This is a genomic window from Mariprofundus aestuarium (assembly GCF_002795805.1).
Lineage (GTDB): Bacteria > Pseudomonadota > Zetaproteobacteria > Mariprofundales > Mariprofundaceae > Mariprofundus > Mariprofundus aestuarium.
This window is the reverse complement of the sequence record NZ_CP018799.1, coordinates 1,400,687-1,413,715: the sequence shown is the minus strand read 5'-3', so window position 1 is coordinate 1,413,715 and position 13,029 is coordinate 1,400,687. Positions and strand designations below refer to the sequence as shown.

12 protein-coding genes are annotated in these 13,029 nt (G+C 49.8%); 6 read left to right on the top strand and 6 right to left on the bottom strand.

Annotated elements, in window-relative coordinates; translation table 11 throughout:
* Nucleotides 1-69 precede the first annotated feature (69 nt).
* The 6 genes from Ga0123461_RS06935 to Ga0123461_RS06910 form a co-directional block, all read right to left on the bottom strand.
* Nucleotides 70-2,115: a PAS domain-containing hybrid sensor histidine kinase/response regulator gene (locus Ga0123461_RS06935; RefSeq protein WP_100277666.1), complete on the bottom strand. Its 2,046-nt coding sequence runs from the start codon at nt 2,113-2,115 to the stop codon at nt 70-72.
* Nucleotides 2,116-2,121: 6 nt separating this feature from the next.
* Nucleotides 2,122-2,898, bottom strand: coding sequence for an oxygen-binding di-iron domain-containing protein (locus Ga0123461_RS06930; protein WP_100277665.1), 777 nt, complete (start codon nt 2,896-2,898; stop codon nt 2,122-2,124).
* A gap of 283 nt (nt 2,899-3,181) precedes the next feature.
* Nucleotides 3,182-3,550, bottom strand: coding sequence for a c-type cytochrome (locus Ga0123461_RS06925; RefSeq protein WP_100277664.1), 369 nt, complete (start codon nt 3,548-3,550; stop codon nt 3,182-3,184).
* A 159-nt stretch (nt 3,551-3,709) separates the two neighbouring features.
* Nucleotides 3,710-4,726: a ketol-acid reductoisomerase gene (gene ilvC, locus Ga0123461_RS06920; RefSeq protein ID WP_100277663.1), complete on the bottom strand. Its 1,017-nt coding sequence runs from the start codon at nt 4,724-4,726 to the stop codon at nt 3,710-3,712.
* Between the two features lie 108 nt (nt 4,727-4,834).
* Nucleotides 4,835-5,722 carry an acetylglutamate kinase gene (gene argB / locus Ga0123461_RS06915; protein ID WP_100278723.1) on the bottom strand — a complete coding sequence of 296 codons (888 nt, stop codon included), beginning with the start codon at nt 5,720-5,722 and terminating at the stop codon, nt 4,835-4,837.
* Nucleotides 5,722-6,237, bottom strand: coding sequence for a hypothetical protein (locus Ga0123461_RS06910; RefSeq protein ID WP_100277662.1), 516 nt, complete (start codon nt 6,235-6,237; stop codon nt 5,722-5,724). The genes argB and Ga0123461_RS06910 overlap by 1 nt, the downstream gene beginning before the upstream one ends.
* Nucleotides 6,238-6,513: 276 nt before the next feature.
* Here Ga0123461_RS06910 and Ga0123461_RS06905 point away from each other — a divergent pair, with 276 nt between their 5' ends.
* From Ga0123461_RS06905 to tolB, 6 genes are all read left to right on the top strand, one after another.
* Entirely contained in the window at nt 6,514-7,239 is a 726-nt protein-coding gene (locus Ga0123461_RS06905; protein ID WP_100277661.1) for a TorF family putative porin, read from the top strand.
* Between the two features lie 102 nt (nt 7,240-7,341).
* Nucleotides 7,342-7,683: a P-II family nitrogen regulator gene (locus tag Ga0123461_RS06900; RefSeq protein WP_100277660.1), complete on the top strand. Its 342-nt coding sequence runs from the start codon at nt 7,342-7,344 to the stop codon at nt 7,681-7,683.
* Nucleotides 7,684-7,696: 13 nt separating this feature from the next.
* A complete protein-coding gene (locus Ga0123461_RS06895; protein ID WP_100277659.1) occupies nt 7,697-8,977 on the top strand; it encodes an ammonium transporter in 1,281 nt (426 codons plus the stop codon).
* Between the two features lie 149 nt (nt 8,978-9,126).
* Nucleotides 9,127-10,209 carry a hypothetical protein gene (locus Ga0123461_RS06890; RefSeq protein WP_100277658.1) on the top strand — a complete coding sequence of 361 codons (1,083 nt, stop codon included), beginning with the start codon at nt 9,127-9,129 and terminating at the stop codon, nt 10,207-10,209.
* 137 nt (nt 10,210-10,346) lie between these two features.
* Nucleotides 10,347-11,558, top strand: a complete 1,212-nt coding sequence (locus tag Ga0123461_RS06885; RefSeq protein ID WP_100277657.1) for an ammonium transporter — start codon at nt 10,347-10,349, stop codon at nt 11,556-11,558.
* Between the two features lie 134 nt (nt 11,559-11,692).
* Nucleotides 11,693-12,958 (top strand): Tol-Pal system beta propeller repeat protein TolB, encoded by a 1,266-nt coding sequence (gene tolB, locus Ga0123461_RS06880; RefSeq protein WP_100277656.1) that lies wholly within the window; start codon nt 11,693-11,695, stop codon nt 12,956-12,958.
* Nucleotides 12,959-13,029 lie beyond the last annotated feature (71 nt).

Here is a 13,029-nt window from a genome sequence, read left to right as displayed (position 1 = left end):
TGGTTTTTTCCCCATATCTAGAAGAATGAAAATGCTTTCTTGGTTTATTCTTAGTGATTTAGGGCTACTTTATTCCCTTGTTATGCGGCAGGCATTAGTGGGGGGCAGAAGCTTTTGAATGGCGATGCTAAGATCCGGAATAGTGAATGGTTTTGAGATCACTGAAATTGATTGCATGTTCAACTCATCCGGGTTGACCTGCTGTTCACCGTAGCCAGTCATGAAAAGTAGCGGTAGGTCAGGTCTCAATTTTCGAATCGCCTTGGCAGCTTCCACGCCACCCAGCTTGGGCATTACAATATCAAGAATCACCAGCGAGAATGCATCAGGGCTCTCGAAGAATATCTTTACCGCTTCCTCTCCATCACAGGCTTCAACCACTGAATAGTTCAGGCTGCTTAATATTTCATATGTGATATCCCGGATACTCTTGTCATCATCAACATGTAATATTTTTTCGTGCTTGCCTTCAATCACTCTTCCGCGAGCAGCTTTTGCCTCTTCCTCCTCCTGGATCAGCGGAAAATAGATGTTGAAGCAGGTGGCTCCGGGGCTGCTTTCGACCTCTATAATGCCGTTGTGTTGCTGAACAGATCCGTAAACCATTGAGAGGCCAAGGCCAGTGCCTTGCCCTGCTAGTTTGGTGGTATAAAAGGGCTCAAATATTTTCGCAACGGTCTCTTTTGGAATGCCGCAGCCACTATCCCTTACCTGCAGCTGAGCAAAGTTCAAGGCAGTGGTGTGCGGGTGTTGCTCCCTGAAGGATGCATCTGCACTGAATGGTGCAAGGGAAACGGTGACAAGAGCCTTATCACCACATGCATCATGTGCGTTCTTAAGCAGGTTGATCAGGATCTGCTGAAGCTGGGTCGTATCGCCAAGTACAGTCAACTTCTCAGGAGAGAAGTATCCTTCAAGGGTTGTGCTTTCTGGAATCGCAACTCTGGAGATCTTGTAGGCCTCCTTGAGTAAAACGGAGAGGTTAACCGGTTTCATGCTCGCAGAGTCTTTGTGGGCGAAAGTAAGCAGCTGTTTGATCATTTGTGCAGCTTTCAGCGAAAGCTCCTCAGCTGCAGCAAGTTGTTCGGTGGCTTTCTCATTTAGAGGGGCCTTCCTCTTGATCAGGTAGAGGTTGCCCAGAATGCCCGCCAGCATATTGTTGAATTCATGGGCGATACCGCTGGTCAGCGTGCCGACTGCCTCCATCTTTTGGGACTGACGCATCTGCTGCTCCATCTGTTCCTGTTCGGAGATATCCTGTGAGATGCAAACATAACCTGTAATTTTATCAGATGAACTATCAAATACAGGTGAGATTGAGGTGAGCGCAGGAAATAGGCTGCCATCCTTACGCTTATTGATGATGCGCCCCTCCCAGCTGTTACCCATCGTAATGGTTTGCCACATCTTTTCGAAGAAAGCGTCATCGTGATGTGAACTGCGTAGAATTGAAGGTTTTTCTCCTACGGCCTCCAGCTTTGTAATACCGGTGATTTTTTCAAAGGCATCGTTCAGGTATTCGATCGTACCATCGGGAGAGGTGATCATCAGGATTTCGGATGCCTGCTGGACGGCTGCGTTCAGCTTGGTGAGTTCGCTGGTGCGTTTGGCGACTAGTTCTTCAAGTTCATCTTGAATCTGCTGCCTGAGCGCATCAGCCTGCTTTCTCTCAGTAATGTCGCGGGCAGTGATTGCATAACAGGGGTTACTTTCAAGTTCTAGGACACAAGCAGTGATTTCAAGAGGAACTGTGGAACCATCCTTCCTTCGGCCTTCGAATTCGTGGATAGGGTGCTCATTTTTCTTGGTAGAAATTTCGGCTTGGAGGCCTGGGATCAGCTGATCGATATTCAGGCTGGCCAGTTCCTCATCAGACATGGAGAAAAGTTCACAAGCTGTCGGGTTGGCCTCCCGGATATCACCGTTTATTGCAATGATAAGGATGGCGTCGAAGGCGTGCTGTATCAGGGCGTAGTAACGGCCACGACTCTCCATGAGCGCAAGCTGCGCGTCATTGAACTGCTGACGTATGCGTGCTGACTGTTGAAGAGCTTGCTCGAGAAGCTTTACCCGTTGCTTAAGCGCGCTGTTATCCTGCTCAAGGTCTGAACTCATACTCTCTTACCCCAACTCTGGATAAGAAATATCGGTGCCGCAGCGCAGTGTTCTCAGGTAGTTAAGTGCTGCCGGAACATCGTCATTGATAATGATGGAACCGTGCTGTGGCAGGATTGCATCGATCTCCAGATGGGCGATCTTATTGACGAAGCCGTTGGTAGCCACATTAGATGCCATGTAGTCGATATGGAAAAGGTCCATATTTAGAGCATGTTGTTCAAAGTCCTTGGTGACGAGGTCCCATTCGGTTGTCAGGGCTGCCCATATATCCCCTGAAAAAAGGAAGTGGGCGCTTTCGTCAAAGGTTACAAATGCTGCAGGGGAGTGAAGGAATGGTGCAGTGATAAAGCTCAGGACCCGGCGGGAGGGGAGTTCATAACGAGGATTCTCCTCAATATCAAAAGCAGTGAAATGACCTACTCCGTAGTGGGGAAGTAGTACCATTGTTCGAGGCGAGGTGAATACGGTGGTTTTTGGATTCAATGCGAGCCAGTCCACCATGGAGGCGGCAACATCCGGATCCTGATGGCAAAGAATCATGCCGGTTATCGATTCAGGATCCATGATCTGGGCGACACGTTTTTTTACTTGCTCAAAATGATTCCTGGAGCCGGGGTCTACAATGATCGCTTCTTCACCATCGACAATCAGGTATGCATTGCAGCGGAAGGCTGTATCGTCAGTGATCCCTAGCCAGTAGATGGCATGATCCTTCTGCTTGTAGAGCAGGGTGGGTTCTTTCATGTCAATCAGTACGTTGCCGAATAAGTCTTTTCCCATCTTCCCCTCTCTCCTGTCGCTCCTGACCCTTCTGCTACTGTCAGGAGTGGAGGTGTGTTGACCAACCTTTAATCTATCGCATTGACGGTAAAAAACTTAAGTCTCAAAGCGTGGTCCAAAAATAGAGGTTAGTTTTATTGTTGGAGGGGGACAACAGTATATCCGGCCACATGATTTCTGCTTGTAAGTTCTTCACTTAAGATTAAATGATCTATGGTGGCTTGATTCAAAATATGCATAAAAAAGGCGGCACTGAGGCCGCCTTAGATTGTAAGCTTGAATGTTATTTAAGGCCACTCAGGAATGCGATGACCTCATCAGCCTTGGCACCTGTTACTTTCTGTGAGCTCATCTTGCTCTTACCGCCGCCAGCTTTTGCCACCCCTTTGGAATCAGCAATCCATGCCCTCATGCTCTCTTCATTCCACACAAAATCCGCACCTGAGAGGTAGCTTCCATATTTGAAACCTTCAGAGGAGCCCGCTTTTTTACCCATGATACCGAACAGGTTAGGGCCGACTTTGCTGCTGCCTCCCTGTTCGAAGGTGTGGCACGCCTTACATTTGGATTCGGCTCCAGCAGCAGCCTCGCCGATGGCAAGGGCACTGCTGGAAATTGCTGCTGTTGTAATAATCATCATGGTCTTTTTCATAATCTTCTCCTGCAGTTAGAATTAGAGAAGAATAATATAATGAATTAATAATGGAAGGTGTAAATATTGCACGTTAACAAGGCGTAGGGCTGATGGATATCAATAGAAACAAAAAAAAGGGAGCCATAAGGCTCCCTTTGATCTTGAGTTGAATATCGCTTAGTTCTTGGTCTTGTCTACGATCTTGTTGATCCAAGGCATCATTGCACGAAGTTTGCTGCCGGTTACTTCGATCGGGTGCGCTGCGTTGTTACGACGCGCTGCAGTCATGGAAGCGTAATTGGTGGCGCCTTCCAGAATGAACTGCTTGGCATATTCACCAGTCTGGATGTTGTGCAGACACTCTTTCATCGCTTTCCGGGACTCTTCGTTGATGACGCGAGGGCCGGTTACATACTCACCATACTCAGCATTGTTAGAGATGGAGTAGTTCATATTGGCGATGCCACCTTCATACATCAGGTCAACAATCAGCTTGAGCTCGTGCAGGCATTCAAAATATGCCATCTCTGGAGCATAACCGGCTTCAGTCAGTGTTTCGAAGCCAGCTTTAACCAGCTCAACTGCGCCACCACAAAGAACGGCCTGCTCACCGAACAGATCGGTTTCAGTCTCATCTTTGAAGGTGGTTTCGATGATGCCGGTACGGCCGCCACCGATAGCAGATGCGTAAGAGAGGCAAACATCTTTAGCCGTTCCTGTTGCATCCTGATGGATGGCGATCAGATCCGGAATGCCGCCGCCTCTGACAAATTCAGAGCGAACGGTGTGCCCAGGTGCTTTAGGTGCAATCATGACAACGTCGAGATCGGCACGTGGTACAACCTGATTGTAATGAATCGCAAAACCGTGGGCGAATGCAAGTGTTGCACCCTGTTTCAGGTTTGGCTCAAGCTCATCACGATACAGTACAGACTGGAACTCATCAGGAGTCAGTACCATGACGATGTCAGCACCGGCAACAGCGTCGGCAACGTTGGTAACCTTCAGTCCATGAGCTTCTGCTTTAGCAACAGAAGCGGAACCAGCGCGCAGGCCGACAGTTACATCTACGCCGGAATCGTTCAGGTTGGTAGCATGAGCATGGCCCTGTGATCCATAACCAATAATCGCTACTTTTTTACTTTTGATGATCGAAAGATCTGCGTCTTTATCATAATAGACGTTTAGAGCCATGAGGGTTTCTCCTGTGCAATTGGTTGATATTAAAATTTAAAGGCGGCGCAGCATATACGTTTTGCCAGCAAAGTTCACTCACTTTTGATCAAGCTTAAGCGGGTGATATCACTCCTCGCTGAATACCGTGCCGACACCGTCATCAGTCAGGATTTCAAGCAGCAGGGCGTGGGGAACACGTCCATCAATAATATGCGCCTGTTTCACGCCTGCGGCCACTGCATCCAGACAGCAGGTGACCTTCGGAATCATGCCGCCAGCAATCGTACCGTCAGCAATTAGAGCCCTGGTTTCTGCTGGTGATAGTTTGGAGCAGAGTTCCTTGTCCTTGTCGAGTACGCCAGCAACATCAGTCAATAGAACCAGCTTGGCAGCGCCCAATGCCTGGGCAATGGCGCCAGCAACCAGGTCTGCATTGATGTTATAGCTTTGGCCTGCCTCTTTATGATAACCGACAGGCGCGATGACCGGGATGAATCGGTCCGTGTCGAGCAGGTTAAGGATTTCCGTATTGATCGAATGAACCTTTCCAACATGGCCGAGGTCGATGATCTCCGGCACATCCATCTCCGGCGCATTTCTTTCAAACTGCATCTTACGCGCACAGATCAGGCCGCCATCTTTGCCTGAGAGGCCAATGGCCTTGCCGCCGGCTTTATTGACGTTGCCGACAATCTCTTTGTTCACCAGGCCCGCCAGTACCATTTCGACGATATCCATGGTTTCACTGTCGGTAACCCGCATGCCATCAATGAATTTGGCTTCTTTACCGATCTTGGCCAGAAGCTTGCCGATCTGAGGGCCGCCACCATGGATGACAACCGGGTTGATGCCGACCTGTTTGAGCAGGGTAATGTCTGAGGCAAAGCTTGCTTTGAGTTCCTCTTCAACCATGGCGTTACCACCGTATTTGATGACGATGGTTTTATCGGCAAAGCGCTGCAGGTAAGGGAGCGCTTCAACCAGTGTTGCGGCGCGTGCTTCACTGTGTTTCATCATTGGCTCATCTCCTCAAGCGGCACGGTTTTCCTTGCATATTCGGGCTCACAGTCCAGTAGTTTCGACCAGAGCCAGATCAGGGCGCAGGCAATCGCTGTAATGCCGAGGCTCAGCATCAACCGTGAGTCAGTTGGATCCTGTAGCTGACGCCCTAGTGGGATCAGTACAATAATGGCTGTGGCAAGTGCCGCCAGCCGTGTCCAGACAACGGGCTGCCGGAAAAGTACACTTGCGGCACCGGGAATGGAGATCAGGGCGTAGAGGGTGACTACGATCCAGTGGTTTTCGATATTTACCTTGGAGAGGGCGTCCCAGATGCCTGCGCCGTCGCCGAGTTTCTGCTCAATGGCTGCACCGGCGACAAGAATTGCTGCCGCTGATATGACCCATAGTAACCATCCCATCCATGCATTTTTTCTGGCCAGATGGTTCATCCATACGCCGTTGCCGACAACAAGCATCAGTGCTGCAAATGCCATGCCCCATGGCGCAAAAGTGAAATCAATATTCATATCCCTACCTTTTACTCTCGTTAGTCAGCAAATCCTAACGGGTACGGCCAATTAAATCACCTGCACGTGATTAGGGGTAAGGCGTCAGTTTCCTCAAATGCCTAACAATAAGGCATTTGAGCCTAAAATATAAGCATGAGCGCATGGGCTGAAGTGGAGTGGGTGCCCATAAATCCTTTAAATACAACAAATTTCAATATTTTTGAGTCTTGGCATCGGGCCTGCTTAAAGATGGCATAAGCAGGTTGATCTGCATTTTTAACAAAGGAGAGTAATATGGAACTGAAGAAAACATATCTACCCATGATGATGGCTGGATTAATGACAACGGGTCTGGCTGCAACAACGGCTCAGGCGGAAGACTTGCCAATTTCAGGAGATATTGGGATATATAGCCAGTACATGTGGCGTGGTATGCAGGCATCGTCAAGTGCCTCTGTGCAGGGTGATTTAGGTGCCGAAACTGACTTTGGTCTTTCAGCGAATGTTTGGTTTGCAGCTCCGTTGGGAAATGCGCCAAATGGTAATAATACAACCGAGTTTGATTTTACTGTTGATTACTCTACCGAAATTGCGGGTGTGGGTGTTTCTGTTGGTTATATATACTACCTTTATCAGAATCAAACATCATGGAATACAGGCGAGCTATATGCTGGTTTGAGCTATGGTCCCGTATCTGTAACCTATTATAACGCGGTAAATTCAAATAAGGGTGGCTGGAAGAAAGATGCGTATGTCGATGTGGGGCTGGCTCAGTCATATGGTGGTTATGACTTTGGTGCAAACTTCGGATTTTATCTGCCATCAAATGATTTGAACAATCCAACTGCATTTCCTACTACGAAGAATGAGCTTGGCCACGTTGATCTCTCCCTGAGCAAAGATATGGAACTTGGGGCAGCCGTAACCATGACTCCATCAATGATGGTTTCAATTCCAACGTATACAGGCAAGCCAAAAGGCGCGAGCCAATTTGTGGCTGGAGTGAACTTCGCTTACTAATTTTCTAATCCTTATCCCTGATTAGAAAGTGGAAGGGGGACGGCTGCAACCGCCCCCCGAACCCAAAGTTTACCTGAGAGAGAAACTTAAGGAGATGCAATTATGAAAATGATCAGAGCCATTATCAAGCCGTTCAGGTTGGATGATGTAAAAGAGAAGCTGCTGGAGGTCGGAGTAACCGGCCTGACAGTAACGGAGGTCAGGGGTCATGGCCGCCAAAAAGGCCATACAGAACTCTACAGGGGTGCTGAGTACAGTGTCGATTTTGTACCGAAAACCGAACTCTCTGTTGTGGTGATGGCAGATATGGTTGATACGGTGGTTGATGCCATCGTTGAGGCGGCCAGAAGTGGCAAGGTTGGCGATGGCAAAATCTTCGTCAGCGATGTTGAAAAAGTAATTCGTATCCGCACCGGTGAAACCGATGTGGAAGCGCTAAGTTGATAGGAGGTAAGAGATGGAACCGACTGTAACAACTCAGTTAGCAGGGGATCTCCTGCAGACCAAATACGCACTCGACACCTTTTATTTCCTGGTGATGGGCGCATTCGTGATGTGGATGGCCGCTGGCTTCTCAATGTTGGAAGCTGGCCTTGTCCGCTCAAAGAACACGGCCGAGATTCTGACTAAGAATATCGTGCTCTATTCGATCGCATGTGTGATGTACATGCTGGTCGGTTACAACATCATGTATGGCGATTCAATCTCATCACTGATTCCGGGTTTCAGTTTCGGTCTCGGTGGGGACAATGAAGCAGCTGCAGTACTGGCTGGTGGTGAAGATGCACCTTACTACTCCAATCTGTCGGACTTCTTCTTCCAGGTTGTGTTCGTTGCTACTGCGATGTCGATCGTTTCCGGTGCTGTTGCCGAACGTATGAAGCTGTGGGCCTTCTTTGCCTTCGCTATCGTATTCACCGCTATCATCTATCCAACACAGGGTATGTGGAAGTGGGGTGGCGGTTTCCTTGATGAGGCTGGCTTCCTTGATTTCGCAGGCTCCGGTGTGGTTCACATGGCTGGTGCAGCTGCAGCCCTTGCAGGTGTTCTGCTATTGGGTGCTCGTAAGGGTAAATATGGCAAGGATGGCTCGATCAACGCTATTCCAGGCGCTAACCTACCCATGGCTACGCTTGGTACCTTCATCCTCTGGATGGGATGGTTCGGCTTTAACGGTGGTTCCGAGCTCAAGGTGTCTGATATTGCCGAGGCCAATGCAACAGCAATGGTGTTTGTGAATACCAACATGGCTGCTGCTGGTGGCTGTATCGCAGCGTTGCTGCTGGCACGTCTCTGGTTCGGTAAGGCTGACCTGACCATGGCACTTAATGGTGCATTGGCTGGCCTGGTGTCTATTACCGCAGAGCCGCTTACACCTTCACCAGAGCTGGCTACCCTTATTGGTGCCATCGGTGGTGCACTGGTTGTTGTCTCAATCATTACACTTGATACCAAATTCAAGATTGATGACCCGGTTGGTGCGATCTCAGTGCATGGCGTGGTGGGTATCTGGGGGTTGTTGGCGGTATGCCTCTCCAATCCGGATGCAACACTGGCTGCACAGCTGATGGGGATCGGTGTGATCTTCGCCTGGGTGTTCACCACAAGCCTGATTGTATGGTTGATCGTGAAGGCGGTGATGGGTATTCGTGTCTCTGAAGAGGAGGAGTATGAAGGTCTGGATGTGGGTGAGTGTGGTCTTGAAGCTTACCCTGAGTTTAATCAGACCAGAACGTAACAAGTTGCTGAAGGTGTATATATAATCACCCGCTACTGAGAAAGTACATCTTCCGCATATGAGTTGGGAGCGGATTTTTCCGCTCCCGATTCTCATTTTTGAAAGACCGGTGCAGGACGTGCTGGTTATTGTTTTTCAGGAGGTTTTACGTGAGCAGATCTTTATTACTGCACGCACTTTCATTAAATGACCGCATTCTGGAGCCTAACCAGCTGCCGGTTTCCGGCCATGTCTGGGGCTACGACAAGGAAGATATCAGTCGCGAAGAGTTTGTCGGTAACTGTATGAGCATGCTGTCGCTGCTCGTCATTCATGATGCAGAGATCAGTTGGGAAGAGGACATCATGGCATTCGATGTTACGCGTAAAGGGCAGCCGGTGACGGTCATTATCTCACTGCAGGATGACTCACTGACCTCGGAGTACTTCTATTTTCTGGGTATCTGGATTCGCCCACAATCGGGTGCTCCATCTGAAGTGGAGTTGTTGAGCAATATGATCGCATGGGAAGAGGAGGATCTTCTGCAGCCTGCGGTCTCCTATTCGATCCGTTTTGCAGCCGAACCGTTACAGATACCGGAGGTCAGGAAGATGATCGGCAACGATATCTTTGCTCAACGGCTGTATGGTGATGCCCTCTATCTCTGCGGGACGACTGAAGCATATCCGATTCCATCCGGGAAATTTGTTATCTGTCCGGCCAGTCAAACAGAGAATTATGTGCGCCATGAGATTCGGCATGCCCTCTATTCGCTGCGTAACCTGATGGGATTGATGAGCTGTGTTATGAATATCTATGACTCTGTTACGGAGAATGATGCCGGTAGAGAGCTGTGTCAGGAATTGATGGGTTTAATGGCCGCAGTCGAGCGGGAGTCACCAGCAGCAGCCGATTGGGACAGGCTTGTCAGGCAAAATGGAACAATAGCACTGCGTCTGGCCTCAGAGGGTAATGAGAGTCGGAAATTGCATGCGAAACTGAAGGGTGTAAGGCGCTTGTTTGATGTGATTTTGGCTGAGCTGGACGTCAGTGATATGCAGGGTATGCCGTCACTGTTCAATCGGATGCAGACACCGTTTGAACATGTGAAGGATAGTATTAATGATTTTGAAGAGATGCTGCTGCAGGCTGAAAAGCAGTCGCAGATTCTGCAGCCGTTGATGCACTCACGCATGCTGGCAGGTCAGCAGCAGTTACTGGAAAAACTTATCCACGCTAACCAGGGAAAATGAAGTGATTGAAGCGGGCATGTTATGTTGGCATTGGCGGCGATTCCGTGGTCTGCACGGAACCGCTGGGTAAATCAGCGGTTTATTTGTTAATAAGTAAGGGTAATAATTCGCATTATAATCAGGGAGTTGAATTTAAAATGAACACAGCAGGTTTTGATGTATTTTTTCTCACCATGGGTGCAGCCATGGTGCTGGCGATGCATGCAGGCTTCGCCTTTCTTGAGGCGGGTACGGTGCGCAAAAAAAATCAGGTGAATGCGCTGGTGCGTGTGATTACGGACTTCGGCCTCTCCACAGTTGCCTATTTCTTTATTGGTTTTGCAGTCGCATACGGGATTAACTTTTTTGCCCCGGTATCACAACTGAACAGTATTGGTGGCATCAGCAACGGTTACGAAATGGTGCACTTCTTCTTTCTTCTCACCTTTGCCGCCGCCATCCCGGCCATTATCTCAGGTGGTATCACTGAACGCGTCAGGTTCTGGCCTAACGCAATGGCAACAGTTGTGCTGGTGGCTCTGATTTATCCATTTTACGAAGGTATGATCTGGAATGGAAATTTCGGTTATCAGGCGTGGTTGGAGGCAAACTTTGGTGCTGCTTTTCATGATTTTGCAGGTTCTGTTGTGGTACACGCTATGGGTGGCTGCCTGGCCCTCGGTGCAGTTGTGATGCTTGGGGCCCGTAAAGGGCGTTATGGCCGGGATGGGCGTGTACAGGCAATTCTTCCGTCTAATATCCCGTTTCTGGCACTGGGTTCGTGGATACTCTGTGTCGGCTGGTTCGGTTTTAATGTGATGAGTGCGGGCAATGTCGAAGGCGTGTCAGGACTAGTGGCGATCAACTCACTACTGGCCATGGTTGGTGGTCTGCTTGCAGCACTGGTGGCAGGGAAAAATGACCCGGGTTTCGTTCATAATGGGGCGCTTGCTGGTCTGGTGGCGATCTGTGCCGGTTCCGATATCGTGCATCCGATCGGTGCACTGGTCATCGGTGTGGTGGCAGGCGCCGGATTCGTGATGGGATTCGAATTTATTCAGAATAAGCTGAAGGTTGATGATGTGCTGGGTGTAGTGCCGCTGCATGGCGGTGCTGGTGCCTGGGGTGGTGTGGCTGCAGGTGTCTTTGGATCGACCGCTCTGGGTGGTGCTGGTGGCGTGACATTCATGGCTCAGCTGGTGGGTACGCTGACCGGTGTGGCTATTGCACTGGCTGCCGGGTTTGTTGTCTATGGTGTCATTAAAAAGGTTGTTGGTATCAGGCTCTCCGAAGAGGATGAGTATATGGGCGCGGATCTTGCCATCCATAACATCAGTGCCAACCCTGAGCAGGATATGGTGAATCACTGATCGCAGGCTCTGAATAAGTCTGCTCCCTGATTTAATAGAAGCTGTTACGGGCCCGTCATTATGGCGGGCCCGGTTCACTTAAGGGCTATCATCCGTCTCTTGTTTTCAGTTGGTGCAAACGTTAGAAAGCAGGCATGCGTCTACCACTGTTTTTTCTATTCTTTTTCTCCTTCGCGTTTTCTCTTTCTGCTGCCGAGTTTGATATCTATCAGTCAGGTTACCGGCCACTTCAGGTGGGGCTGCTGGTTTCTGCAGAGGACGGTGGAAATGATCTTAAGCTCTTCAATGGCGTGGTCACGAATGATCTTCAGTCCAGCCAGTCATTCAAGGTAATCGACCCTCTGGCCTATCTGGCGACCTTCGAGGATAGCTGGACGAAGGTGGAGTACGGAGACTGGCGTATTGTTGGTGCGGATATCCTCGCGCTTTGCAACCTGCGCAGGGAAGGGGAACTATGGAAGGCGGAGGTCAGGGTTTATGACCTGTTCAGGGCCAAGCAGCTGGCTTCGGTAAATGTTGAGGGCGGGCTGACACAGGTTCGCAGGTTTGCTCATCGGGTGGCTGATCAGATTTACAGTGCCGCTCTTGGCATTCCCGGATATTTCACCAGTCATGTTCTCTATGTGGACAAGCGCGGCGAATCTTCCGATCTGATTTACATGGATCAGGATGGGGCCAACAGGCAGGTAGTTGGAAAAAACTTCACGCTGCTTCTTTCACCAGACTGGTCTCCGGATGGACAGAGGGTTGCTCTCAATACCTATGTGGGTAATCGTCCGCGGCTTGAGTTTTTCGACCTGAAGACCGGGTCCCGCACTGCTTTTGGTGAATTCAAAGGGTTGAATAGTACCCCTGAGTTTTCACACGATGGCCGCTATGTGGCTGCTACGTTGTCTCACAGTACAGGGAATACCGACATCCACATCTACGACATCAAGAAGGATACTTGGCGCCGCTTTACCCATCACGAGGGGATCGATACCACGCCAACCTGGTCACCGGATGGTAAATGGATTGCCTTTGTCAGCAATCGCAGTGGGCAGCCTCAGGTCTATCGTAAGGCGGTTAGTGGTGGCCCAGTGCAGCTGGTCAGTACTCAGGGTAGTTATAATACCTCGCCAGCCTGGTCGCCGAATGGGGATCGCATCGCAATGATTTCATTGAAGAACTGGTCCTATGCTGTAACAACGGTGCGTCCCGATGGTAGCGATATCCGCTATCTGGTAGCGGGTCAGAGGGTGGAGTCGCCTTCATGGTCCCCCAATGGGCAGATGATTCTCTTCTCAGCTGAGGAGCACAGGATTCGACGCGTTTACCGGGTGCCCAGCTGGGGTGGGCGGAGCGAGCCTATTACCTCGCCTGCAATTGATGCATCTGACCCAGCCTGGTCACGTCACTGATCGCGTATCTGGTTTTATTAATGCTGCTCTGCCATTGAGTGATTGGCAGGCATATGAAAATAAACCTCCCA

What these genes read in the sequence shown, in the direction of transcription:
- Ga0123461_RS06905 (WP_100277661.1), top strand. Translation starts at nt 6,514, where the DNA reads ATGGAACTGAAGAAAACATATCTACCCATGATGATGGCTGGATTAATG.
- Ga0123461_RS06935 (WP_100277666.1), bottom strand. Translation starts at nt 2,115, where the DNA reads ATGAGTTCAGACCTTGAGCAGGATAACAGCGCGCTTAAGCAACGGGTA.
- Ga0123461_RS06930 (WP_100277665.1), bottom strand. Translation starts at nt 2,898, where the DNA reads ATGGGAAAAGACTTATTCGGCAACGTACTGATTGACATGAAAGAACCC.
- Ga0123461_RS06885 (WP_100277657.1), top strand. Translation starts at nt 10,347, where the DNA reads ATGAACACAGCAGGTTTTGATGTATTTTTTCTCACCATGGGTGCAGCC.
- Ga0123461_RS06895 (WP_100277659.1), top strand. Translation starts at nt 7,697, where the DNA reads ATGGAACCGACTGTAACAACTCAGTTAGCAGGGGATCTCCTGCAGACC.
- argB (WP_100278723.1), bottom strand. Translation starts at nt 5,722, where the DNA reads ATGAAACACAGTGAAGCACGCGCCGCAACACTGGTTGAAGCGCTCCCT.
- tolB (WP_100277656.1), top strand. Translation starts at nt 11,693, where the DNA reads ATGCGTCTACCACTGTTTTTTCTATTCTTTTTCTCCTTCGCGTTTTCT.
- Ga0123461_RS06925 (WP_100277664.1), bottom strand. Translation starts at nt 3,550, where the DNA reads ATGAAAAAGACCATGATGATTATTACAACAGCAGCAATTTCCAGCAGT.
- ilvC (WP_100277663.1), bottom strand. Translation starts at nt 4,726, where the DNA reads ATGGCTCTAAACGTCTATTATGATAAAGACGCAGATCTTTCGATCATC.
- Ga0123461_RS06900 (WP_100277660.1), top strand. Translation starts at nt 7,342, where the DNA reads ATGAAAATGATCAGAGCCATTATCAAGCCGTTCAGGTTGGATGATGTA.
- Ga0123461_RS06910 (WP_100277662.1), bottom strand. Translation starts at nt 6,237, where the DNA reads ATGAATATTGATTTCACTTTTGCGCCATGGGGCATGGCATTTGCAGCA.